Genomic DNA, 23,786 nt, shown 5'->3' with positions numbered 1-23,786 from the left:
GGGACATGAGCGTCGGTACGAACAGCTCGCCGGCGGCCGCCGGAGCGGCCGGGCCGGCGGGCAGCGCCGTTCCCGCGGAGGCCGGCCCGGCGGACCTCGGGGCCCTCGGGATAGACGCCGACGACCTCCCCGACGGGCTGGTCGTCGCCGACGCCACCGGTCGGGTCATCTGCTTCAACGCCGCCGCCGCCCGGATCACCGCGCTCGCACCCGGCGAGGCCCTCGGGGCGCGGATCGACCGGGCGCTGCCGCTGGAGGACCTCGAAGGCCGCCGCTGGTGGGCGCTGACCGACCCGTACGGGGGCCTGGCCACGCGGCGTGGGCAGCCCGAGCGGAACCTGCTGCTCCCGGGCGGCCGGGAGGTCCTGGTGTCCGCCCGCTACGTGCGTACCCACCCCACCGGCCCGCTGCGCCGCCTGGTGATCACCCTGCGCGGCACCGAGGCCCGGCGGCGCACCGAACGCAGTCACGCCGAGCTGATCGCCACCGTCGCGCACGAGCTGCGCTCGCCGCTGACCTCCGTCAAGGGCTTCACCGCGACCCTGCTCGCCAAGTGGGGCCGCTTCACGGACGACCAGAAGCGGTTGATGCTGGAAACCGTCGACGCGGACGCCAACCGCGTCACGCGGCTGATCACGGAACTGCTCGACATCTCCCGCATCGACTCGGGGCGGCTGGAGGTGCGCCGCCAGCCGGTGGACATCGCCACCGCCGTCGGCCGCCACGTCCAGGCGCTCACCGCCAACGGGCAGGCCCCGGACCGGTTCCTCGTACGGGTCGGCCGACCGCTCCCCGACCTGTGGGCCGACCCGGACAAGATCGACCAGATCCTGGGCAACCTGCTCGAAAATGCGGTGCGGCACGGTGAGGGAACCGTCACCATCGACGTATCGCCGACCACCTTCGCGAACGCCGCGGGGAAAACCGAGAAGGGAACCGCCGTCACCGTGACCGACGAGGGCCCCGGTATCCCCGAGGAGTCGATGGGCCGCGTGTTCACCCGCTTCTGGCGGGGCAGCAAACGCGGCGGCACCGGCCTCGGCCTCTACATCGTCAAGGGCATCGTCGAGGCCCACGGCGGCACCATCACCGTCGGCCGCGGCCCGGGCGGCGGCGCCGAGTTCCGATTTATCCTGCCCGTCGCCGCCCCGGCCTACCTCACGCAGTAACCCTGCGGAGCGTCTCGCCAGGCGGCCCACGGGCTCCTTCAACCCCGGGCGACCTTTAGACTCGTGCTTTGGCACCTTTGTGTCTCTGCTTCGATCGGTCTGATCGAGTCGTACGGGGACCACCAGCCAGCCATCGGAAGTACGGGAAGAGATGTCGGCACCGAACAAGTCGTACGACCCTGTCGAGGTCGAGGCACTGAAACCGGAAGAGATCGAGCGCATGCGGGACGAGGCGCTCGCCGCCTTCGCGGCCGCCGGCGACCTCGACGAGCTCCGTGAGGCGAAGACCGCGCACATGGGCGACCGCTCGCCCCTGGCGCTCGCCAACCGGGAGATCGGCGCCCTGCCGCCCCAGGCCAAGGCCGAGGCCGGCAAGCGCGTCGGCCAGGCCCGCGGCGCCGTGAACAAGGCCTTCGGGGCCCGCACCGTCGAGCTCGAAGCCGAGCGCGACGAGCGGGTGCTGGTCGAGGAGGCCGTGGACGTCACGCTGCCCTACGACCGGGTGCCCGCCGGCGCCCGGCACCCCCTGACCACCCTGATGGACCGCATCGCGGACATCTTCACGGCCATGGGGTACGAGGTCGCGGAGGGCCCCGAGGTCGAGGCGGAGTGGTTCAACTTCGACGCCCTCAACTTCACGCCCGACCACCCCGCGCGCCAGATGCAGGACACCTTCTTCGTCCGGGGGCCGGAAGGCACCGAGGGCGACGAGTCGGGCGTCGTGCTGCGCACCCACACCTCCCCGGTGCAGGCGCGCTCGCTGCTGGAGCGCAAGCCGCCCGTCTACATCGTCTGCCCGGGCCGGGTGTACCGCACCGACGAGCTCGACGCGACGCACACCCCGGTCTTCCACCAGGTCGAGCTGCTCGCCGTGGACGAGGGCCTGACCATGGCGGACCTCAAGGGCACCATGGACCACATGGTCCAGGAGCTTTTCGGCGAGGGCACCACCACGCGCCTGCGCCCGCACTTCTTCCCCTTCACCGAGCCGTCCGCCGAGATGGACATGCAGTGCTACGTCTGCCGCGGCGAGTCGGTGGGCAACCCCGACCGCCCCTGCCGTACCTGCTCCAGCGAGGGCTGGATCGAGCTGGGCGGCTGCGGCATGGTCAACCCCAAGGTGCTCGTCGCCTGCGGTGTGGACCCCGAGAAGTACAGCGGGTTCGCCTTCGGGTTCGGCATCGAACGGATGCTGATGTTCCGCCACAACGTCGAAGACATGCGAGACATGGTCGAGGGTGACGTCCGTTTCACCCGGCCGTTCGGGATGGAGATCTGATGCGGGTCCCGCTTTCTTGGCTGCGGGAGTACGTCGACCTCCCCGCGGGTGAAACCGGTCGCGACGTCGCGGCCAAGCTCGTCGACGCCGGCCTGGAGGTCGAGACCGTCGAGCAGCTCGGCGCCGGGCTCAAGGGCCCCCTCGTCGTCGGTCAGGTCCTGACCATCGAGGAGCTGGAGGGCTTCCGCAAGCCGATCCGGTTCTGCACGGTCGACGTCGGCGGTGCCAACGGCACCGGCGAACCGCAGGAGATCGTCTGCGGCGCCCGGAACTTCTCCGTCGGCGACAAGGTCGTCGTGGTCCTGCCCGGCGCGGTGCTGCCCGGCGACTTCGCGATCGCCTCGCGCAAGACGTACGGCAAGACCTCCCACGGCATGATCTGCTCCGGCGAGGAGCTGGGCATGGGCGACGACGGCACGCACGGCATCATCGTGCTGCCGCCGGAGCACGAGGTCGGCACCGACGCGATCGAGCTGCTCCAGCTCGTCGACGAGGTCCTGGACATCGACATCACCCCCGACCGCGGCTACTGCATGTCGATGCGCGGCGTGGCCCGCGAGGCCGCCACCGCCTACGGCCTGCCGCTGCGCGACCCGGCGCTGCTGGACGTGCCCGCGCCGAACTCCTACGGCTACCTCGTCAAGATCGACGACCCGGCCGGCTGCGACCGCTTCACCGCCCGCACGGTGACCGGTCTCGACCCGGAGGCGCGCTCCCCGATCTGGCTCACGCGCCGCCTGCAGAAGGCGGGCATGCGCCCGATCTCGCTCGCCGTCGACATCACCAACTACGTGATGCTGGAGCTCGGCCAGCCGCTGCACGCGTACGACCGCTCGCGCCTGGACGGCGCCATCGGCGTCCGCCGCGCCGAGCAGGGCGAGACGTTCACCACCCTCGACGGGGTCAAGCGCACGCTCGACGCCGAGGACCTGGTGATCACCGACAACAACGGGCCGATCGGGCTCGCGGGTGTCATGGGCGGCGCGAACACCGAGATCGCCGACTCCGTGACGGACCCCGAGACCGGCCGGGTCGCGGGCACCACGGACGTGGTCATCGAGGCCGCGCACTTCGACGCCGTGTCGATCTCGCGCACCGCCCGCCGCCTCAAGCTGTCCTCGGAGGCGTCCAAGCGCTTCGAGCGGGGCGTCGACCCGCAGGCCGCCGCCGCGGCCGCGCAGCGGACCGTGGACCTGCTCGTGCTGCTCGCGGGCGGCACCGCCGAGGCCGGCGTCACCGAGCTCACCGCCCCGGGAGCCCCGCGCACCGTCGCGATGCGCGCGGACCACCCGGACCGGGTGGCGGGCATGGAGTACGGCCGTGAGACCGTCGTGCGCCGCCTCCAGGAGATCGGCTGCGACGTGTACGGGCAGGACGAGCTCGTCGTCACCGTCCCGTCGTGGCGGCCCGACCTCGCCGAGCCCAACGACCTCGCCGAAGAGGTCATCCGACTGGAGGGCTACGGGAACCTCCCGTCGACCCTGCCGCAGGTGCCCTCGGGCCGCGGCCTGACCGCCCGGCAGCAGTTGCACCGCCGGGTCGGTCGCGCGCTGGCCGGCGCGGGGTACGTCGAGGCGCTCAGCTACCCCTTCATCGGGGAGGGCGTCCTCGACCAGCTCCAGCTGCCCGGGCACGACGCCGCACGTCAGGTGGTCAAGCTGGTCAACCCGATCTCCGACGAGGAGCCGGCGCTGCGCACGACGCTGCTGCCGGGTCTGCTGGGAGCGCTGCGCCGCAACGACAGCCGGGGCAGCCACGACCTCGCGCTCTTCGAGACCGGTTCGGTCTTCCTCGCCGCCGGGCAGCCGGGTGTCGCCGTGCGACTGCCCGTCGACCGCCGTCCCACGGACGAGGAGATCGCCACGCTGAACGCCGCTCTCCCGGCGCAGCCGCGGTACGCCGCGGTCGTGCTGGCCGGGGCGCGCGAGCAGGCCGGCTGGTGGGGCAAGGGCCGTCCGGCGGACTGGGCGGACGCAGTCCAGGCGGCGCGTTCGCTGGCCGTCGAGGCCGGCGCCGAGCTGGTGGTGCGTCAGGGCCAGTACGGCCCCTGGCACCCGGGCCGGTGCGCGGAACTGGTCGTCACCCTGGACGGGGTGGAGACGGTCATCGGCCACGCCGGTGAGCTGCACCCGCGGGTGGTCAAGGCGATGGGTCTGCCGGCGCGCACCAGCGCCATGGAACTCGACCTGGACCGCCTCGCGGCGGCCGGCGGCGAGGCCGTCCAGGCACCCCGGATCTCCACCTTCCCGGTGGCGACCCAGGACGTCGCACTGATCGTGGACGCCTCCGTGCCGGCCGCGGCGGTGGAGGACGCGCTGCGCAAGGGCGCGGGCGAACTGCTGGAGTCGCTGCGGCTGTTCGACGTGTTCACCGGTGAGCAGGTCGGGGAGGGCAAAAAGTCCCTGGCGTACGCGCTGCGCTTCCGCGCGGCCGACCGGACGCTGACGGCGGAGGAGTCGACGGCGGCGCGCGACGCGGCCGTGGCGCTGGCCGCCGAGCGCACGGGGGCGGCGCTGCGCGGCGCGTAGTCGGCGCGGGCTCTGCCGAGGGGCGCAGCCGGATTCCGGATGCGCCCCTCACTCATTCCCCCCTGGCCCAACCCGCCCCCGGTACCGCAGCATCGACCCCGCCCGCTTGCCGGAGGTTCTTCCTCGTCCGTAGCCTGCGCCGGGACGTGGGTCGGGGCGGCGCCGCCGCGCGAACCGCCCGGAACCTTCCGGCGCTCGTCGCCGCCCGAGGCCTCCATCGCAGGCGGGGCCGCGAGAGCGGCTCGGCCCCGTGGTCCTCGCCTCCTGCCTCGCACGGCCGAAGGACCGGCTCCGGAGTGTGGGCCGCGCCTTCCGCACCCGCGCCTCTGCCGACGGGGGCGGGGCGCGGGGGCCGTGGGTCCAGCCCGCCGGTGTTGAGGCGTGGGTTCGGGCCGAAGTGGAGTGGGGGTCGGGCAGCCTCGCGAGGGTTCGGCGTCGTGGAGCGGCCCCCGGGCGGGACGGCGCACCGGGTCCCGGTGGAAGGGCCCGGTGCGCGGTCGCCGCGGTTCCCGCCGGGCCCGGCGACCAACCGGGCGGCGGCGGAACCGCGGCGCGCCGCCCGCCTGCCGTGGAGTGTCGGGCAGACAACAGGACGGGCGGCGCGGTGCCGGGTCGTCGCACTGTACGAGGGGGAGCCGACGACCCGAGCGGCCTCTTGGCGAGGCCCTTAAGTGAAGCGCCCCCGGGCGCCCCCGCGGCAGGGTGCGTATCGCATTTATGCGCGTACTCGGTTCACACCCCGTGTGAAGCGCGCACCCACTAGCCTGAGCGGGACAGAGCCCTTGGAGGGGCCCATGCAGCCCAACGCCCTGCTCGACGCCCTCCTCGCCGAGGCGGGAATGTCACACGCGGGCCTCGCCGCGCACGTCAACCAGGCGGGCCGGTCCCGCGGACTCGCGCTGCGCTACGAACACACCGCCGTCTCCCGCTGGTTGAAGGGGCAGCGGCCCCGCGGCCAAGTGCCCGAGCTGATCTGCGAGGTGCTCGGCGGACGGCTGCGGCGGCCCGTCTCCCTGGACGACGCCGGCCTCGGCCCGCCGGGGCGGCCGGCGCTCCATCCGACCCCGCTCAGCGGCTTCGTGGACCGCGCGGCCGCGCTCTGGCGGGCCGACGAGCAGGGCCGGTCCCTGCCGACGGCCGCGGAGGCGCTCACCGGAACGCCCGCCGTGATCCCGGTCTGGGAATGGGAGAACCCGCCCGAGGACGGTGACGTGTCCCGCGAGGGCCCCCACCGCGTCGGCCCCGAGCACATCGAGATCCTGCGTGCCGCCCGCGCCCACTACGAGCTGATGTACCGCCGCTCGGGCGGCCTGGCCACCCGCGCCCGCATCGTGCGCTTCCTCGGCAGCGAGACCGCGCCCATGCTGCGCGGGAGCTACCCCGACGCCCTCGGACGCCAACTGCACCGCGCGACGGGGTCCCTGGTGGCGGTGGCGGGGATCTGCGCGTACGACTCGGACGCCCACGGTCTCGCGCAGCGGTACTTCCACCAGGCGCTGCGGCTCGCCAAGGCGAGCGGCGACCGGGGTCTGGGGGCGTACGTGATCGCACTGCTCGTCAACCAGTCGCTGCACCTGCGCGACCACCGGCAGGCCGTCGCCTTCGCCGAGGCCGCGCTGCGCGCCGCCGGGCGGCAGACCACCCCGGCCCTGGCCGCCGACCTCTACGCCATGCAGGCCAAGGCCTACGCCCGACTCGGCGACGCCGCGGCCGCGTTGGCCTGCATCCGGCGCGCGGAGGCGGCCGCCGAGCGGATCCACCCGGGCGCGGAGCCCGCCGAGACCGGGTACGTACAGCCCGGGTTGGTCAACGTACAGGTGGCCGAGGCGCTGCTCAGCCTGGGCGATCTGGCGGCCGCGCACGCCCAGGCGGCGGCGGCCGCCGGGACCCCGGCACACGATCGCGGCCGGGTCCACCGGCTGGCCATGCTGTGCGAGGTGCAACTGCGCCGGGGGGAGGCGGACCGGGCGGTCGCGTCCGCGGCCGAGATGGCGGAACGGGCCAAGGGGATGGAGTCGTTGCGACTGCGCGACCGGTTGCGCACGGTCCGGGAACAGTTGTTGACCAGCGGCTGCGCGGGCGCCGAGGAGACCGCCCGGCTCATCGACGGGGCGCTGCGCGTTCCCCTGTGACGGCCGCGACTGCTGCCATGTTGCCACCCGTTGAAGAAAGGTGGCAAAGCCGTGCAGTGGACGAACCTGAGTGAGCAGACCGTGTACAAGAACCGCTGGTTCGATGTGAACCTCGCGGATGTGGAACTCCCCGACGGGCGGCACCTGGACCACTTCGTGATCCGGCTGCGGCCCGTCGCCGCGGCCACGGCCGTCAACGACGCCAACGAGGTGCTGCTGCTGTGGCGCCACCGTTTCATCACCGACAGCTGGGGGTGGGAGCTGCCCGCCGGGGTGGTGGAGGACGGCGAGGACCTCGCGGCGGCGGCCGCCCGCGAGATGGAGGAGGAATCGGGCTGGCGGCCCGGCCCACTGCACCACCTGATGACGGTCGAGCCCTCCAACGGGCTGACCGACGCCCGCCACCACCTCTACTGGGCGGAAGGGGCGACGTACACCGGCCACCCCGAGGACGACTTCGAGTCGTCGCGCCGCGCCTGGGTCCCGCTCAAACAGGTCCCGGACATGATCACGCGCGGCGAGATACCGGCCGCCAACATGGCGGCCGGCCTGCTCCTGCTGCGTCACCTGCGCCTGGGCTGAGCCCTGCCCGGCCGCCGCCCTGCCCGCCCGGTGCGTCCCGCCCGGTTCAGCCGTACGGGTAGAAGCCCGCACCCGTCTTGCGGCCGAGGCGGCCGGCGTCCACCATCCGCTGGAGCAGCGGGGGAGCGGCGTACAGCGGCTCCTTGAACTCGGCGTACATGCTGTCCGCGACCGAGGCGACGGTGTCCAGGCCGATCAGGTCCGCCAGCTTCAGCGGGCCCATCGGGTGGGCGCAACCCAGCTCCATGCCGTTGTCGATGTCCTCGCGGCTGGCGATGCCGGACTCGAACATCCGGATCGCGGACAGCAGGTACGGGATGAGCAGCGCGTTGACCACGAAGCCGGACCGGTCCTGGGCGCGGATCGCGTGTTTGCCGAGCACGTCCCGCACCAGGGCCTCGGCCCGCTTGACGGTCTCGTCGCCGGTGGTCAGCGCGGGGATCAGCTCCACCAGCTGCTGCACCGGGGCCGGGTTGAAGAAGTGGATGCCGATGACCTGGTCGGGCCGCGAGGTCGAAACGGCCAGCTTGACCAGCGGGATCGAGGAGGTGTTGGACGCCAAGATCGCGTCCGGGCGGGTGACCACCTGGTCCAGGACCTGGAAGATCTCCGTCTTGACCTGCTCGTTCTCGACGACCGCCTCGATGACGAGGTCACGGTCGGCGAACTCGCCGAGGTCGGTGGTGAACGTGAGGCGGGCCAGGGTGGCGTCCCGCTCCTCCTCGCTGATCTTGCCGCGTTCGGCGGCCTTGGTCAGGGAGTTGTACAGCCGGGTACGTCCGATCTCCAGGGCCTCGCCCGTGGTCTCGGCGACCTTGACCTCAAGGCCACTGCGGGCGCACACCTCGGCGATACCCGCGCCCATCTGGCCACAGCCCACTACGCCGACTCGAGTGATGTCGGAAGGGAGGTCAGTCACTTCGTGCCTTTCGCTGCTCATCCGTCGGCGGGTCCCCCGTGCTCCGCAGTGGTAACTGCCGGCCGGCGCCCGCCACGCCCCACGACGTTACCCCCGACCATCCACCGGGTGCGGGCCCGGGGCGGGCATGCTGGGCGGACGCGAGTGATGTCACAGAACGGAACGGAGCCGTCACATGACGCACATCGGACGACGGGGGCTGCTGGCCGGAGCCGCCGGCCTGCTGGCCGCCGGGGCCGCGGCCGGGCCCGCACGGGCCGCGTGGGAGCCCGCGGCGCAGCGCCGCGGGGGCGCGGCGGGGGGCGCGGCCGCCGAGTTCCGCGGTATGTGGATCGCCTCTGTGGAGAACGTGGACTGGCCCTCGAAGACCGGCCTGTCCGCCGACCGGCAGCGCGCGGAGCTGCTGGCCCTGCTCGACACCGCCGTCGAGCGCCGGCTGAACGCCGTCGTCCTCCAGGTGCGGCCGACGGCGGACGCCCTGTGGCCCTCGCCGCTGGAGCCCTGGTCGCAGTGGCTGACCGGGACGCAGGGGCGCGACCCAGGCTGGGACCCGCTGGGCACGGCGGTCGCCGCCGCGCACGAGCGGGGGCTGGAGCTGCACGCCTGGTTCAACCCGTACCGGGTGGCCAACCACACCGACCCCGATCGGCTCGCCGCCGGCCACCCGGCCCGCCGTAACCCCGAGTGGGTGCTGCCGTACGGCGGGAAGCTCTACTACAACCCCGGGCTGCCGCAGGTGCGGCGGTTCGTGCAGGACGCCATGGCCGACGCGGTGGCCCGCTATCCGGTGGACGGGGTCCACTGGGACGACTACTTCTACCCGTATCCGGTCCAGGGCGAGGACTTCGACGACGAGGCGGCGTTCGAGGAGTACGGCGGTTCCTTCGACTCCCGCGCCGACTGGCGCCGGAACAACACGGACACCCTGGTGCGGGAGATGTCCGAGCGGCTGCGCCGCATCCGGCCGGCCACCCGGTTCGGCGTCAGCCCGTTCGCCGTCTGGCGCAACGACGACGTCGACCCGCTGGGGTCGCGCACCCGCGCGGGCGTGGGGACGTACGACGACTTGTACGCGGACACCCGCAAGTGGGTCAAGGAAGGCTGGGTCGACTACATCGTGCCGCAGGCCTACTGGCAGCTCGGCCACCCGAGCGCCGACTACGCCGAGATCGTGCCCTGGTGGGCCCGCACCGTCGCGGGCACGGGGGTGAGCCTGTACGTGGGGGAGGCGCTGTACCGCTGCGACGCCGAGAGCGCGACCGAGGCCTGGCGCGATCCGGCGGAACTGTCGCGGCACGTGAGCTTTGCCAAGGACTGCCCCGAGGTCCGCGGCCACGTCTACTTCTCGGCGAAGCAGGTGGTCGCGGACCCCAACGGGGCGATGGCCCGGGTGGTCGCCGATCACTATCCGACGCGCGTGCCACCGCGCTGAACCCGGCCGCGGGCGGGTTCACGGGAGAGGGGGAGGAAGGGAGGCGGAGGGGAAGGCGGGGTTCAACCTTCAACGGGTGAGCCACTCGGTAGCGTCACCGGGTGGCGGTGTCACGTGATGGTGACGCTTGGCCGTGTCACGGGGTGGATTCGGTCGGGTGCTTCACCACGCAGTCGGGGCCCGGTGACATCACGGCCTCGTGCCCGTCCTGGAAGCGGACCCGGTAGGGAGGGGTGCCGTTCTCCCCCAGGACCTGCGTGATCTCTCCGACCTTGTCGTGCTGGCCCACGATCCTGCCGTGCTGCACCAACTGGTCGCCCTCGGTCGCGCGCATAGCTGACCTCCTCGGTGGCGGTCCGATCCGTGCTAGCAGTTTAGGCCGACAGGACCCTATTTGACCCGTTGGGTCACCGCGATGCAGACCAGGACCGCGCACGCCGCCACCGGCGCGGCCGGCGACAGCCGCTCGCCCAGCAACGCGACCGACCACACGAGCGTCAGCAGGGGTTGGGCGAGTTGCAGCTGGCTGGCCCGGACGGCGCCGATCTCCGCCATGCCCCGGTACCAGACGTACAGGCCGAAGAAGGAGGACCCCGCCGCGACCCAGACGAGCCCGGCCACCCCGTGCCAGTTCAGGTGCACCGGCTCGTACGCGAGCCCGACCGCCGAGCCGACCAGCCCGACGGGCAGGCACAGCACCAGCGCCCAGCCGATCACCTGCCAGCCCGGCAGCACCCGCGCGAGCCGTCCGCCCTCCGTGTAGCCGGCCGCGCACACCAACAGCGCGCCGAAGAGGTAGAGGTCGCCGGTCGAGAGCGAGCCGCCGCTCTGTCCGAGGGTGAACCCCAGTACGACCGCCGCCCCGGTGACGGCGGCGGACCAGAAGCGGCCCGAGGGCCGGGCCCCGGTGCGCAGCGAGGACACCACCGCCGTGGTCAGCGGCAGCAGTCCCACCACGACGGCGGCGTGCGAGGTGGTGGAGGTCTGGAGCGCGAGCGTGGTCAGCAGCGGGAAGCCGACGACGACCCCCATCGCTACGACCGACAGGCCCGCCCAGTGCTCGCGGGCGGGCAGCGGTACGCGAAGGGCGAGCAGCAGGCCGCCCGCCACCACGGCCGCGAGGACGCCGCGCAGGGCGACGAGCGACCAGGGGCCGAAGCTCTCCAGGCCCCAGGCGGTGCCGGGGAAGGTCAGGGAGAAGGTGGTGACGCCGAGCGCCGCCAGAGCCGTACCGCCCCTCGCCGATCCCCGGACCGCTATCGGGGAGGCGAGAGTAGCGCTATTCTGTGCTGTCATGTACGAGGGTAGCAGTGTGGCGGCGTTGGCAGAATCCCTGCGTAGTGAGCTCAACCGCTACTCGGTAGGTGGAAAGCTGCCGTCGAGTCGCGCTCTGGTGGAGCGCTATCGGGTCAGCCCCGTCACCGTCTCCAGGGCCCTCGCGCACCTCGCCGCCGAGGGGCTCGTGGTCACCCGGCCCGGTGCCGGGGTGTTCCGCGCGCAGCCCCGTACATCGGCCCCCGCGCCCGGGGACACCTCCTGGCAGGAGGTCGCCCTCACCGCCGAGGGCGCCGGGGACGTCGTGCCGCGCTCCGTCGACGCCTCCGGGGTGCTGGTGACGCTGGCGGCGCCGCCGCCCGGGGTGATCGAGTTGCACAGCGGCTACCTGCACCCCTCGCTCCAGCCCGAGCGGGCCATGGCGGCGGCGCTGGCCCGGGCCGGGCGGCGCCCCGGGGCCTGGGGCCGGACCCCCGTGGAGGGACTGCCCGAGCTGCGCGACTGGTTCGCCCGGGAGATCGGCGGAACGACCCGCGCCCTCACCGCGGCCGACGTCCTGATCACCGCGGGCGGCCAGAGCGCGCTGACCACCGCGCTGCGGGCGCTCGCCCCGCCCGGGGCCCCGATCCTGGTGGAATCGCCGACCTACCCCGGCATGCTGGCGATCGCCCGCGCCTCGGGGTGCCGGCCCGTACCGGTCCCGGTCGATTCCGACGGGGTCAGGCCGGAGTTGTTGGCCGCCGCCTTCGAGGCGACGGGCGCGCGGGTCTTCGTATGCCAGCCGCTGTTCCAGAACCCGACGGGCGCCGTGCTGGCGGGCGCGCGCCGCGCCGAGGTGCTGCGGATCGCGCGCGCCGCCGGGGCGTTCGTGGTCGAGGACGACTACGCGCGGGCGCTGGCCCACGAGGACGCCGGAGCGCTGCCGCCGACGCTCGCCGCCGAGGACGAGGACGGGGTGGTGGTCCACGTCCGGTCCCTGACCAAGGTGACCTCCCCCAGCCTGCGGGTGGGGGCACTGGCCGCCCGGGGCCCCGTGCTGGACCGACTGCGCGCCATCCAGGTCGTGGACAGCTTCTTCGTCCCCCGACCGCTCCAGGAGGCCGCCCTCGAACTGGTCGGCGCGCCCGCCTGGCCGCGCCACCTGCGCGCCGTCGCCGCCGAGTTGCGCCACCGCCGGGACGTGCTCGCGGGCGCGTTGCGCCGGGAGCTGCCCGGCCTGGAACTGCCGCACCTGCCGCGCGGCGGCTACCAGTTGTGGGTCCGTCCGGGGGAGGGCACCGACGAGGCCGCCTTCGTGGCGGCCGCACTGCGGGCGGGCGTGGCCGTCGCCCCGGGCCGGTCGTACTTCTGCGCGGAGCCGCCGGGGCCCTACGTGCGGCTCAGCTTCGCCGGGGTCGCGGCCGCGGCCGAACTGACCGAGGCGGTCCGGCGGTTGCGGGACGGCCTGGGCGGGCGGCCCTGAGCGCGGGGCGCGCGGTAAAGGGATTGAGGCGCACGCCCGCGCCGCCCTGGCCTCCGGGCATGACCGGTATCGTGAGCACCACCCTCGACCAGCGCCCCGAACCCGCCGAGCGGCTCTGGGACATGAAGAGCCCGTGGCCGGCGTTCGCCTCCCACGACCCCGTGTCCTCGCTGCTGTACCCGTGGATGGTGACGGAGCCGGCGGAGTACGTGTTCGTCGCCACGGACGGCGACGCGGTGATCGCCCGGGCGTTCAGTGTGCCCTTCGCCCTGCACGCCGACGGTCGCGGCGGCGAGCTGCCGGCGCGGGGTTGGGACCAGGTCCTGATGTGGGCCTTCGCGGACCGGCGGGCCGGGATCCGGCCGGACACGGTCAGCGCCATCGAGATCAGGGTCACCCGCGACCGGCACGGCGAGGGCCTGTCCGGGCGGATGCTCGCCGCCACGCGAGACAACGCCCGGGCGCACGGTTTCGCGGAGGTGGTGGCGCCCGTGCGGCCGAACGGGAAGCCGGCCGAGCCGGACACCCCGATGGGGGAGTACGCGTACCGCACCCGCGAGGACGGGCTGCCCGTCGACCCTTGGCTGCGGGTACGCGTACGGGCGGGGGCCGTCATCGACTCGGTGGCCCCGCTGTCCATGACGATCAGCGGTTCACTGGGGCAGTGGCGGAGGTGGGACGGGCCTGCCGTTCGACGCGCCCGGCCCGGTGCGGGTGCCCGGCGCCCTCGTCCCCGTCCACTGCGAACCGGAACACGACCACGCGGTCTACGTGGAACCGAACGTCTGGGTCCGCCACCCGCTCGACCGGCCCGCTCGGCGGTAAGCCGCGGGAGCCGGCCTCAGGCTTCGGGTGTCTGGTCGGCGGTGACCTCGACGGGGTCGGGCGCCGGTCGGGAGACGAGGTCCTCGAAGGCGCCCATCCCGATCAGGAACAGCATCATCAACACAGGTACGCACAGGGCTGCGAAGAGCACGAGAGCCTCCCCATGGGGACCCGAAGGAACTCCGCCTGGCTTGGCCGGTCCGGCCGCATCGGCGGGGGCCAAGCTCAGTGTGCGTCCGAACGGGGTGCCCTGCATCTCGGCGGCCCGGTGGCCCGGCGGACATCGGCCCGGTGGCCCGGGGGTCACCGGCCCGGGCCGGAGCCGGGGCCGGGGTTCGAACCGGGGCCGGAGCCCGCATCGGCGCCGGAGCGGGTGCCCGTACCGGAGTCGACCCGGACGGCCCGAGCGGCGGCTGCCGCCCGGGGTCGCGGCGCGCGGCCGACGAGCGGTCCGACCACGAGGAGTTGGACGGCGGCGAGGGCGAGGCAGAGGCCCGCCGTGCCGACCCACAGGGCGGCGACCCCGGCGTGGGCGAGGAGCTGGGTGGCGGTGACCGGGGCGGCGGTCGTGGCGATGCCCCAACTGAGGCCGTACACGGCGAGGTAGCGGTCCGTGCCGCCCGGCGGCGCGAGCCCCGCCACGACACCGAACGCCCGGCCGAGGACGAGCACGTCGCCCAGGCTCCACACCGCGGTGGCCACCACGAACCCGGACAGGGTGTGGGCCACCGCGTACCCCGCCAGGCCGATCGCCATCAGGGTGTGGCCGAGGGCGAGCGCCGTCGAGGCGGACAGTGCGGCGAGGCGGCGCAGGCGCAGCGCCGGCTGGGCCGCGACGGCGGTCAGGGCCGAGACCGTGAACAACAGTCCCGCGTCGGCCGGCTCGAAGCCGGACCGGGCCAGGCCGAGCGGCAGCGCGACGACGATCTGCATCGACACCAGCGCGAAGGCGCTGCCGGCGAGGAACATGGCCCACAGCGCCCGGTCCCGCCAGGGCCGCACCGGCTCCGGGCGCCCCTCTGGCCCGCAGGGCGCCCGGTAGGGGCGGTCGGCGGGCAACGTGAAGCGCAGGACCAGCGCGCAGGCCAGACAGGTGAGCGCGTCGGCGACGAAGAGCAGGCGCAGGTCCGACCGGCCGAGCGCCGCCGCGATCAGGCCGGCGCCGGTGCCGCCGGCGGCGAGCGCAGCGCCCAGCAGACCGAACGCCCGCACCCGCTCGGCGGGCTCGACGGCGTCCGCGATCATCGCCTGGCTCGGCGGCTCGTACAGCTCGAAGACGAGTCCGAGCAGGACCGCGAAGGCCGCCACCGCGACCAGGGAGCCGGCCGTGGCGATCCCCAGTTGCGCGACGGCGCAACCCGTGAGGCCCAGCACGATCGTGCGCCGCCGCCCGAGGCGGGCCGCCAGGCGCCCGCCGGCCAGTCGGGAGGGAATCGTCGCGAGGCCGAAGGCGGCGGAGAGCAGGCCGGCGGTGGCGGCGCTCGCGCCGAAGTCCGTACTGATCAGGACCGTCAGGAAGGGCAGGGAGAAGGCGCCGAGCCGGTTGATCGCCCGAGCCACCACCAGCAGCCATACGGTCCGCGGCATGTCCGCAAGCCCCTCACGTAACTGTCCAACCGGGTAATGTCAGTCACGGGAACGCTAGCCATGGAGGGAGTGACTGGTCAAGTGATGTTCGACAGTCACGTCGCGGTACTGCTGGAACAAGCCGTCTCGCTCGTGAACGCGTTGACCGACGGGGAGGCGCGCGGTCGCCCGTACGCCACGCCGGATGCCGCGGACCTGCCGGAGGTGATCGACGCCGCCGTGGGGCGGTTCGCCGCCTCGCTGCCGCGCGACATCGACGCCGCGCAGGCCGACTACATGGTCGGGACGGCGCGCCGGATGCGCGAGGTCTTCCGGGCGATGCAGGACGGGGAGCCGGACGTCGCCGCCCGGGCCGTGAACGCCCTGCTGCGCGACACCGCGGCGCGCCCCCGGCTGGACCGCGCCGCCGGCGGGGGGTGGCAGGTGCACTTCCACGGTCCGGACGACTCCTTCGCCGCGGGATGCGGCGCCGGTTGCGCGACCGCGCTGGCCCTGGCGGTGGGCGGGGGCCTCGCCGGCCGGCTCGGCGTGTGCCGGGCCGACCGCTGCGACCGCGTGTACGTCGACACCTCCCGCAACGCGGCCCGCCAGTACTGCTCCACCGCCTGCCAGAACCGCACCAAGGCCGCGGCCTTCCGCGCCCGCAACGCATGACCGGGAGTCCGGGGTGCCCGCGGCGCCGGGGTCGGCGGCTTCCCGAGGACACCCCGTCGGGTGCGGCGTAGGCTCGTCGGCAAGGACCGGCGGTCGACCTCTCGAACGGGCGGCAGGGCTCGTCATAAGGGGTGGCACGCCCGGCCCGGGACCGCGGGAGGGCTCATGGCCGCGCTCGGTGACCTGATCGGGACCGACGAACGGACCGTGCCGGTGGTGCCGGTGGACGACCACGTCGCCGACAACGACCTGGCCGACGAGTCGGGCGCGCCGGTCCACCCTGTCCCCGCCCCCGACCTCGACCGGATGCGGGAGTCGACGTCGTACCGGGTGCGGTCCTTCGAACGCGTCGCGGGGTTGGCGCCTCTTCCCGCGCCCGGCCCGGCGGCGGACGAACCGGTGGAGCGGGCCCCCACCCTCCTGGAGGCGGCGCCCGGGCTGACGGAGGGGAACGAGCTGACGGGCGGGAAGGCGCAGGTCCGGCCGGGCGCGTTCGCCGCCGGCCACGCGGAAGCCGTCGCCGCGCCGGCGGGCGGCGGTGCCGACCCGAACGCGATGCCCACCGCCGTCACGGCGGTCGACCGGCTCCGTGAACCCGGGCCGCGGCCGGAGTCCGAGGGCCTGGACGCGCCTTGGTCCCGACCCCCGCTCGACCACCCGCCGCCGGCCGCGCCTCGACCCTGAGCCACCGCGCCCGGCCCGGGAAGTCCTTTGCATAAAACTGCGTAGAACCGTATAGTCATGCCATCGAGGAGGAGGTCCGATGGTGGTACGTGTAGCGGTGGCCGGAGCGAGCGGATACGCGGGCGGGGAAGTCCTGCGCCTGCTCCTCGCCCACCCCGAGGTGGAGATCGGCGCGCTGACCGGCAACACCAACGCGGGACAGCTCCTCGGCGCGCTCCAGCCGCACCTCGTACCCCTCGCGGGCCGGACGCTGGAGGCGACCACCCCGGAGGTGCTCGCCGGGCACGACGTCGTCTTCCTCGCGCTGCCGCACGGCCAGTCCGCCGCCGTCGCCGCGCAACTCGGCGAGGACGTGCTCGTCGTCGACATGGGCGCCGACCACCGGCTCAAGGACTCCGCCGACTGGGACGCCTTCTACGGGGCGCCGCACGCCGGCACCTGGCCCTACGGCCTCCCCGAACTCCCCGGCGCCCGCGCCGCGTTGGAGGGGACCAAGCGCATCGCCGTCCCCGGCTGCTTCCCGACCGCCGTCTCGCTCGCCCTGTTCCCGGCGTACGCGGCCGGCCTCGCCGAGCCCGAGGCCGTGATCGTCGCCGCCACCGGCACCTCCGGCGCCGGCAAGGCGCTCAAGCCGCACCTGCTCGGCTCCGAGGTCATGGGCTCCGTCAGCCCGTACGGGGTGGGCGGCGGCCACCGGCACACCCCCGAGATGGTGCAGAACCTGAGCCCGCTCGCCGGAGAGCGGGTGTCGGTCTCCTTCACCCCGACCCTGGTGCCCATGGCCCGGGGCATCCTCGCCACCTGCTCCGCCAAGGCCCTGCCCGGCGCCACGGCCGACGCGGTCCGCGCCGCGTACGAGAAGGCGTACGCGGACGAGCCCTTCGTCCACCTCCTCCCGGAGGGGCAGTGGCCCGCCACCCAGTCGGTGCAGGGTTCGAACGCCGCGCAGGTCCAGGTCGCCTACGACGGCTCCGCCCGACGGATCATCGCGATCAGCGCCATCGACAACCTCACCAAGGGCACCGCCGGCGGAGCGGTGCAGAGCATGAACATCGCCCTCGGGCTGCCCGAGCAGCTCGGGCTCTCCGCGGTCGGAGTCGCTCCGTGAGCGTCACCCCCGAGGCCACCACGAACAAGGAGATGCAGTGAGCGTCACGGCAGCACAGGGATTCACGGCCGCGGGCATCGCCGCCGGGATCAAGGCGAACGGCAACCCGGACCTGGCCCTCGTGGTCAACAACGGACCGCGTCTGGCCGCCGCGGGCGTCTTCACCTCCAACCGCGTCAAGGCCGCGCCCGTCCACTGGTCCGAGCAGGTACTGCGCGGCGGCACCGTCAGCGCGGTGATCCTCAACTCCGGCGGTGCCAACGCCTGCACCGGCCCCAAGGGCTTCCAGGACACCCACGCCACCGCCGAGAAGGTGGCGGCCGCGCTCAACGGGCACGGGAGCGGCGCCGAGCACAACGCCGGCGAGATCGTCGTCGCCTCCACCGGGCTGATCGGTGTGCTGCTGCCCATGGACAAGCTGCTCCCGGGCGTCGACACGGCGGTCGCCGCCCTCTCCGCCGACGGCGGCGAGGATGCCGCCATCGCCATCAAGACGACGGACACCGTCCACAAGACGGCCGTCGTCAGCCGCGGGTCCTCCCATCCGGACGGTGGGGGCGGCTGGACGGTCGGCGGCATGGCCAAGGGCGCGGGCATGCTCGCCCCGGGCCTGGCCACCATGCTCGTCGTCCTCACCACCGACGCCGACCTGGACAGCGCCACCCTCGACAAGGCGCTGCGCGCCGCCACCCGCACCACCTTCGACCGGGTCGACTCCGACGGCTGCATGTCCACCAACGACACGGTGCTGCTCCTCGCCTCCGGCGCGTCGGGCCGGGTGCCCGCGTACGAGGAGTTCGCGGAGGCGGTACGGGCCGTGTGCGCGGACCTGGCCCGGCAGCTCATCGGGGACGCCGAGGGCGCCAGCAAGGACATCCGCATCGAGGTCGTCGGGGCGGCGAGCGAAGACGACGCGGTCGAGGTGGGCCGCTCCATCGCCCGAAACAACCTCCTCAAGTGCGCCATTCACGGTGAGGACCCCAACTGGGGCCGGGTGCTCTCCGCGATCGGCACCACCAAGGCCTCCTTCGACCCGGACCGGCTGAACGTCGCCATCAACGGCGTCTGGGTCTGCAAGAACGGCAGCGTCGGCGAGGACCGCGACCTGGTCTCGATGAAGGACCGCGAGGTCCGCATCACCGCCGACCTCGCCACCGGCTCCGAATCCGCCGTGATCTGGGCCAACGACCTGACCGCCGAGTACGTCCACGAGAACAGCGCCTACAGCTCATGAGCGACGACAAGGCCGGACAGCCCGGCACCGGAACCGCGCGCAAGCACACCGCGCTGCCCAAGGCGCAGATCCTCATCGAGGCGCTGCCCTGGCTCACCCGGCACAACGGCAAGGTCGTCGTCATCAAGTTCGGCGGCAACGCCATGATCGACGAGGACCTGAAGGCGGCCTTCGCCCAGGACGTGGTCTTCCTGCGCCAGGCCGGCCTCAAGCCCGTCGTGGTGCACGGCGGCGGCCCCCAGATCAACGCCCAGCTCGACAAGCAGGGCCTGGTCAGCGAGTTCAAGGCGGGCCTGCGCGTCACCACCCCCGAGGCCATGGACGTCGTACGGATGGTGCTGGCGGGTCAGGTGCAGCGGGAGCTGGTCGGCCTGCTCAACCAGCACGGGCCGCTCGCCGTCGGCATGACCGGCGAGGACGCCCACACCATCACCGCCGTCAAGCACAGCCCGCGGATCGACGGCGAACACGTCGACATCGGGCGGGTCGGTGAGATCACCGCCATCGACACCGGCGCGATCGAGGCACTGTTGGCGGACGGCCGCATCCCGGTCATCTCCTCCATCGCCCGCAGCGCCGACGACCACCACGTGTACAACGTCAACGCCGACACGGCGGCCGCGGCGCTCGCCGCCGCGCTCGGCGCCGAGACGCTGATGGTCCTCACCGACGTCGAGGGTCTGTACGCGGACTGGCCCGACAGCGACGAGGTCATCAGCCGGCTGACGGTGAGCCAGTTGGAGAAGCTGCTGCCCGAGTTGTCCAGCGGCATGGTGCCCAAGATGGAGGGCTGCCTGCACGCCGTCCGCGGCGGTGTCAGCACCGCCCGCGTGATCGACGGCCGGGTCCCGCACTCGATCCTGCTGGAGATCTTCACGGACGAGGGCATCGGCACCATGGTCGTGCCCGACGCACAGGGAGGGGAACCCGAATGACCGGCACGACCGGCACGACCGGAAACCAGGACACCGGCACGACCGGGAACCAGGACTACGCGGCCCGCTGGCAGGGGGCGCTGACCAACAACTACGGCACCCCGGCGCTCGCTCTCGTACGCGGTGCGGGCGCGCAGGTCTGGGACGCGGACGGGAGGCAGTACACCGACTTCGTCGGCGGGATCGCCGTCAACGCCCTCGGGCACGCGCACCCGGCGGTGGTCGCGGCCGTGACCGGCCAGATCTCCACCCTGGGTCACGTCTCCAACCTGTACGCCTCCGAACCGGTGCTCGCGCTCGGCGAGCGGCTGCTCCAGCTCTTCGGGCGCCCCGGCCGGGTCTTCTTCTGCAACTCCGGCGCCGAGGCCGTCGAGGCCGCCTTCAAGATCGGCCGGCTCACCGGGCGCACCCACATGGTCGCCACCGACGGCGGCTTCCACGGCCGGACCATGGGCGCGCTCGCGCTCACCGGCCAGCCCGGCAAGCAGACCCCCTTCCTGCCCCTGCCCGGTGACGTCACCCACGTCCCCTACGGCGACGTGGAGGCCCTGCGGGCCGCCGTCACCGAGGACACCGCGTTGGTGGTGATCGAACCCATCCAGGGCGAGAACGGTGTCGTCGTCCCCCCGGCCGGTTATCTGACGGCCGCCCGCGAGATCACCCGGGCCACCGGGACGCTGCTCGTCCTCGACGAGGTACAGACCGGCATCGGGCGCTGCGGCCAGTGGTTCGAGCACCAGGCGCACGAGGGCGTGGAGCCGGACCTCGTCACCCTCGCCAAGGGACTGGGCGGCGGGCTGCCGATCGGCGCGGTGGTCGCCTTCGGTCCCGCCGCCGACCTGCTCCAGCCCGGACAGCATGGCACCACCTTCGGCGGGAACCCGGTCGCCTGCGCCGCCGGACTCGCCGTGATCGACACCATCGCCGCCGACGGACTGCTCGACCGGGTCAAGGCGCGGGGGGAGCGGTTGCGCTCCGGAATCGAGGGCTCCGGGCACGGGCTCGTCGCGCACGTCCGTGGCGCGGGCCTTTTGCTGGGTATCGTGCTGACCGAGCCCCTCGCACCGCTGGTGCAGAAGGCGGCTCAGGACGCCGGCTTCCTGGTCAACGCGCCCGCCCCCGACGTCGTACGGCTCATGCCGCCGTTCGTACTGACCGAGGCCGAGGCGGACGCGTTCGTCCGGGCGCTGCCGGGCGTCCTCGACGCGGCCCGGGCCGCGTCGGACGGGGCCAATGGGGACGGACGAACCGGGGAATGAGACGACGATGAGTCAGGCGCAGGAACACGAGCCCTGGGGATCGACCCAGACGGAGTCCGGGGGCGGTCCGTCCGTTCCGCAGACCCGCACCGCCCGCCACCGCCGGATCGTGGACATCCTCAACCGGCAGCCGGTCCGCTCGCAGAGCCAGCTGGCCAAGCTGCTCGCCGACGACGGACTGAGCGTCACCCAGGCGACGCTCTCCCGGGACCTCGACGAGCTGGGCGCGGTCAAGATCCGCAACACGGGCGGCGAGCTGATCTACGCGGTTCCGAGCGAGGGCGGCTTCCGCACCCCGCAGGCACCGCTCGGCGAGTCGGCGAAGGAGGAGCGCATGCGGCGCCTCTCCGGGGAACTGCTGATCTCGGCGGAGGCGTCCGCGAACCTCGTGGTCCTGCGCACCCCGCCGGGGGCGGCCCAGTTCCTCGCCTCGGCCATCGACCAGGCGGAACTCCGGTCGATCCTCGGCACGATCGCCGGGGACGACACCTTGATGCTGATCAGTCGCGACCCGGCGGGCGGCCAGGCCCTCGCGGACCACCTGCTCCGGCTGGCGCAGAAGGAGAGCTGACCCGGCTCGCCGCCTCAGGACCGACCCGGCGCCGCCCTAGTAGCGCGTCACGGCCAGGGGCCCGGTCTCCGTACCGATCACGATGTGCGGGTGCCTGCGCGGGTTCGCCCAGCGCAGGACCGCCCGCATGCTCCGCTCCGGCACGGATACGCAACCGGCCGTCGCGCCCTTCCCGTCGACGTGCAGGAAGATGCCCGCGCCCCGGCCGCGCACCGGCCGGTCGTAGTTGAAGCCGACGACCAGGACGTGCCCGTACTGCTTCTCGTACGCGGCCAGGTGTTCCGCCTCGCCCGGCGCGCAGTCGGCCGGCAGCGGCTCCACCCAGCGGTTGTAGCTGTCCGAGGCGTTGTCCTGGCACCACCAGGAGCGCTCCGACACCCGACGGTAGGGGTACTCGGTACCCGCCGGGGCGTGCGCGAGGCCGAAGGCGTACGGCAGGTCGTACAGCCCGGTCGGGGTGGTGTTCGTCCCCTGGACCCGGCTCGCCCCCTCCGCCAGCCCCTTCGCCCCGAACCGCGCGGGCGCCCGCCCCTCCTCGTACCACCGGCCCGCGCGCCGGTCCCACCAGGTCAGCCACCCGACGTCGGAGCCCTCCGAGGGCGCGACGGCGACGATGAGCTGACTCCCGCCGCCCGTGTCGGCGAGACGGGCGGGCAAGGGCTTCGAGCCGTGGGGGAGCAGGCAGGCGACCACCAGCGACCCGGCGAGGAGAGCGGTACGCAGCACGCCCCAGACGCTACGCCCGCCCCCACCCCGTCCCCGCCCGACAGGCCGCCCCCTCACCCACCGGGCCCACGTTCGCCACGCTCCGCACCTCACCGCGCCGGCAAGGCCTCGACGCCGGTCGATTGACGAAACATACGGAGCAGTGCATAGTTATGCCTGTTGTTGCTTGCACCGTGAGGAGAAGCCCGTGACCGAGCGCGTCGTACTCGCCTATTCAGGCGGCCTTGACACCTCCGTCGCCATCGGCTGGATCGCCGAGGAGACGGGCGCCGAGGTCATCGCCGTCGCCGTGGACGTCGGTCAGGGCGGTGAGGACCTGGACGTCATCCGCAAGCGGGCGCTCGCCTGCGGCGCCGTCGAGGCCGAGGTCGCGGACGCCAAGGACGAATTCGCCGAGGAGTACTGCCTCCCGGCGATCAAGGCGAACGCCCTCTACATGGACCGCTACCCGCTGGTCTCGGCGCTCTCCAGGCCCACGATCGTCAAGCACCTCGTCTCCGCCGCCCGCAAGCACGGCGCGACGACCGTCGCCCACGGCTGCACCGGCAAGGGCAACGACCAGGTCCGCTTCGAGGCGGGCATCGCCGCCCTCGGCCCCGACCTCGCCTGCGTCGCCCCGGTCCGCGACTACGCCATGACGCGCGACAAGGCCATCGCCTTCTGCGAGCAGAAGAACCTCCCGATCGCCACCACCAAGAAGTCCCCCTACTCCATCGACCAGAACGTCTTCGGGCGCGCCGTCGAGACGGGCTTCCTGGAGGACATCTGGAACGCCCCGATCGAGGACATCTACGAGTACACCGCGAACCCGGCCGGCCCGCGCGAGCCCGACGAGGTCGTCATCTCCTTCAAGGAGGGCGTCCCGGTCGCCGTGGACGGCGAGCCCGTCACCGTGCTCCAGGCCATCCAGCGGCTCAACGAGCGCGCCGGCGCCCAGGGCGTCGGCCGGATCGACATCGTCGAGGACCGTCTCGTCGGCATCAAGTCCCGCGAGGTGTACGAGGCCCCGGGCGCGATCGCCCTGATCACCGCCCACCAGGAGCTGGAGAACGTCACCGTCGAGCGCGAGCTGGCCCGCTACAAGCGGCAGGTCGAGCAGCGCTGGGGCGAGCTGGTCTACGACGGCCTGTGGTTCTCCCCGCTCAAGCGAGCCCTGGACGGCTTCATCGACGAGGCCAACCGGCACGTCACCGGCGACATCCGGATGACGCTGCACGGCGGTCGCGCCGTCGTCACCGGCCGCAGGTCGGACGCGTCGCTGTACGACTTCAACCTGGCCACCTACGACTCGGGCGACACCTTCGACCAGTCGAAGGCCCAGGGCTTCATCGAGATCTTCGGTCTGTCCTCGAAGATCGCCGCGCGCCGCGACCTCGCCTGAGCCGAGTCGTTTCACGCAGTACCAAGGCCGGCTCCCTGTTTCCC

At 73.3% G+C, this 23,786-nt stretch carries 21 protein-coding genes and 1 pseudogene; 16 read left to right on the top strand and 6 right to left on the bottom strand.

What is annotated here, in order from left to right; translation table 11 throughout:
- Nucleotides 1–5: 5 nt before the first annotated feature.
- The 5 genes from E6R62_RS03080 (at nucleotide 6) to E6R62_RS03060 (ending at nucleotide 7,690) form a co-directional block, all read left to right on the top strand.
- Nucleotides 6–1,169, top strand: a complete 1,164-nt coding sequence (locus E6R62_RS03080) for a sensor histidine kinase KdpD (RefSeq protein WP_136211071.1) — start codon at nucleotides 6–8, stop codon at nucleotides 1,167–1,169.
- 151 nt (nucleotides 1,170–1,320) lie between these two features.
- Nucleotides 1,321–2,448, top strand: coding sequence for a phenylalanine--tRNA ligase subunit alpha (gene pheS / locus E6R62_RS03075; RefSeq protein ID WP_136211069.1), 1,128 nt, complete (start codon nucleotides 1,321–1,323; stop codon nucleotides 2,446–2,448).
- A complete protein-coding gene (pheT, locus tag E6R62_RS03070; RefSeq protein ID WP_136211067.1) occupies nucleotides 2,448–4,976 on the top strand; it encodes a phenylalanine--tRNA ligase subunit beta in 2,529 nt (842 codons plus the stop codon). The genes pheS and pheT overlap by 1 nt, the downstream gene beginning before the upstream one ends.
- 794 nt (nucleotides 4,977–5,770) lie before the next feature.
- Nucleotides 5,771–7,108: a transcriptional regulator gene (locus E6R62_RS03065; RefSeq protein WP_136211065.1), complete on the top strand. Its 1,338-nt coding sequence runs from the start codon at nucleotides 5,771–5,773 to the stop codon at nucleotides 7,106–7,108.
- A gap of 51 nt (nucleotides 7,109–7,159) precedes the next feature.
- A complete protein-coding gene (locus E6R62_RS03060; protein WP_136211063.1) occupies nucleotides 7,160–7,690 on the top strand; it encodes an NUDIX hydrolase in 531 nt (176 codons plus the stop codon).
- Between the two features lie 46 nt (nucleotides 7,691–7,736).
- Here the strand turns inward: E6R62_RS03060 and E6R62_RS03055 are convergent, their stop codons facing one another.
- Nucleotides 7,737–8,630, bottom strand: coding sequence for a 3-hydroxybutyryl-CoA dehydrogenase (locus tag E6R62_RS03055; protein WP_136211061.1), 894 nt, complete (start codon nucleotides 8,628–8,630; stop codon nucleotides 7,737–7,739).
- Nucleotides 8,631–8,784: 154 nt separating this feature from the next.
- On the opposite strand from E6R62_RS03055, the gene E6R62_RS03050 reads away from it, so the two are divergent.
- Nucleotides 8,785–10,041 (top strand): glycoside hydrolase family 10 protein, encoded by a 1,257-nt coding sequence (locus tag E6R62_RS03050; RefSeq protein ID WP_136211059.1) that lies wholly within the window; start codon nucleotides 8,785–8,787, stop codon nucleotides 10,039–10,041.
- Between the two features lie 136 nt (nucleotides 10,042–10,177).
- Here E6R62_RS03050 and E6R62_RS03045 read toward each other — a convergent pair whose 3' ends face one another.
- Together E6R62_RS03045 and E6R62_RS03040 are read right to left on the bottom strand one after the other, a co-directional pair.
- Nucleotides 10,178–10,375: a DUF1918 domain-containing protein gene (locus E6R62_RS03045; protein WP_136211057.1), complete on the bottom strand. Its 198-nt coding sequence runs from the start codon at nucleotides 10,373–10,375 to the stop codon at nucleotides 10,178–10,180.
- Between the two features lie 56 nt (nucleotides 10,376–10,431).
- Nucleotides 10,432–11,337: a DMT family transporter gene (locus E6R62_RS03040; RefSeq protein ID WP_136211055.1), complete on the bottom strand. Its 906-nt coding sequence runs from the start codon at nucleotides 11,335–11,337 to the stop codon at nucleotides 10,432–10,434.
- Between E6R62_RS03040 and E6R62_RS03035 the strand changes: the two genes are divergently transcribed.
- Together E6R62_RS03035 and E6R62_RS40610 are read left to right on the top strand one after the other, a co-directional pair.
- Nucleotides 11,336–12,778, top strand: a complete 1,443-nt coding sequence (locus E6R62_RS03035) for a PLP-dependent aminotransferase family protein (RefSeq protein WP_136211053.1) — start codon at nucleotides 11,336–11,338, stop codon at nucleotides 12,776–12,778. The two genes, E6R62_RS03040 and E6R62_RS03035, sit on opposite strands and share 2 nt — an antisense overlap.
- A 59-nt stretch (nucleotides 12,779–12,837) precedes the next feature.
- A pseudogene (locus tag E6R62_RS40610) lies at nucleotides 12,838–13,603 on the top strand (N-acetyltransferase).
- 16 nt (nucleotides 13,604–13,619) lie between these two features.
- Here the strand turns inward: E6R62_RS40610 and E6R62_RS41655 are convergent.
- Nucleotides 13,620–13,754, bottom strand: a complete 135-nt coding sequence (locus E6R62_RS41655) for a hypothetical protein (protein ID WP_276615516.1) — start codon at nucleotides 13,752–13,754, stop codon at nucleotides 13,620–13,622.
- Between the two features lie 152 nt (nucleotides 13,755–13,906).
- Nucleotides 13,907–15,190 carry an MFS transporter gene (locus tag E6R62_RS03025; RefSeq protein WP_136211051.1) on the bottom strand — a complete coding sequence of 428 codons (1,284 nt, stop codon included), beginning with the start codon at nucleotides 15,188–15,190 and terminating at the stop codon, nucleotides 13,907–13,909.
- 84 nt (nucleotides 15,191–15,274) lie between these two features.
- Here E6R62_RS03025 and E6R62_RS03020 point away from each other — a divergent pair, with 84 nt between their 5' ends.
- From E6R62_RS03020 to E6R62_RS02990, 7 genes are all read left to right on the top strand, one after another.
- On the top strand, nucleotides 15,275–15,844 hold the full coding sequence (locus E6R62_RS03020; protein ID WP_136211173.1) for a CGNR zinc finger domain-containing protein: 570 nt from the start codon (nucleotides 15,275–15,277) through the stop codon (nucleotides 15,842–15,844).
- 165 nt (nucleotides 15,845–16,009) lie between these two features.
- Nucleotides 16,010–16,528 (top strand): hypothetical protein, encoded by a 519-nt coding sequence (locus tag E6R62_RS03015; protein ID WP_136211049.1) that lies wholly within the window; start codon nucleotides 16,010–16,012, stop codon nucleotides 16,526–16,528.
- A 79-nt stretch (nucleotides 16,529–16,607) separates the two neighbouring features.
- Entirely contained in the window at nucleotides 16,608–17,636 is a 1,029-nt protein-coding gene (gene argC, locus E6R62_RS03010; RefSeq protein ID WP_136211047.1) for an N-acetyl-gamma-glutamyl-phosphate reductase, read from the top strand.
- Nucleotides 17,637–17,673: 37 nt separating this feature from the next.
- Nucleotides 17,674–18,870: a bifunctional glutamate N-acetyltransferase/amino-acid acetyltransferase ArgJ gene (gene argJ, locus E6R62_RS03005; protein WP_136211045.1), complete on the top strand. Its 1,197-nt coding sequence runs from the start codon at nucleotides 17,674–17,676 to the stop codon at nucleotides 18,868–18,870.
- A complete protein-coding gene (gene argB, locus E6R62_RS03000; protein WP_136211043.1) occupies nucleotides 18,867–19,805 on the top strand; it encodes an acetylglutamate kinase in 939 nt (312 codons plus the stop codon). Before argJ ends, argB begins: the two co-directional genes overlap by 4 nt.
- Nucleotides 19,802–21,064: an acetylornithine transaminase gene (locus E6R62_RS02995; RefSeq protein WP_136211041.1), complete on the top strand. Its 1,263-nt coding sequence runs from the start codon at nucleotides 19,802–19,804 to the stop codon at nucleotides 21,062–21,064. Before argB ends, E6R62_RS02995 begins: the two co-directional genes overlap by 4 nt.
- 7 nt (nucleotides 21,065–21,071) lie before the next feature.
- The gene (locus E6R62_RS02990) at nucleotides 21,072–21,635 is read left to right on the top strand and encodes an arginine repressor (RefSeq protein ID WP_136211039.1); all 564 of its coding nucleotides are present in this window, start codon (nucleotides 21,072–21,074) and stop codon (nucleotides 21,633–21,635) included.
- 36 nt (nucleotides 21,636–21,671) lie between these two features.
- On the opposite strand, the gene E6R62_RS02985 is transcribed toward E6R62_RS02990, so the two are convergent.
- Nucleotides 21,672–22,331: a L,D-transpeptidase family protein gene (locus E6R62_RS02985; protein ID WP_240801450.1), complete on the bottom strand. Its 660-nt coding sequence runs from the start codon at nucleotides 22,329–22,331 to the stop codon at nucleotides 21,672–21,674.
- 217 nt (nucleotides 22,332–22,548) lie between these two features.
- Here E6R62_RS02985 and E6R62_RS02980 point away from each other — a divergent pair, with 217 nt between their 5' ends.
- Nucleotides 22,549–23,742: an argininosuccinate synthase gene (locus E6R62_RS02980; RefSeq protein ID WP_136211035.1), complete on the top strand. Its 1,194-nt coding sequence runs from the start codon at nucleotides 22,549–22,551 to the stop codon at nucleotides 23,740–23,742.
- Nucleotides 23,743–23,786 lie beyond the last annotated feature (44 nt).

The sequence above is a fragment of the Streptomyces sp. A1136 genome, from assembly GCF_004795055.1.
GTDB lineage: Bacteria > Actinomycetota > Actinomycetes > Streptomycetales > Streptomycetaceae > Streptomyces.
The sequence above is the reverse complement of the archived record's forward strand: the minus strand, read 5'-3'. Positions and strand labels throughout refer to the sequence as shown.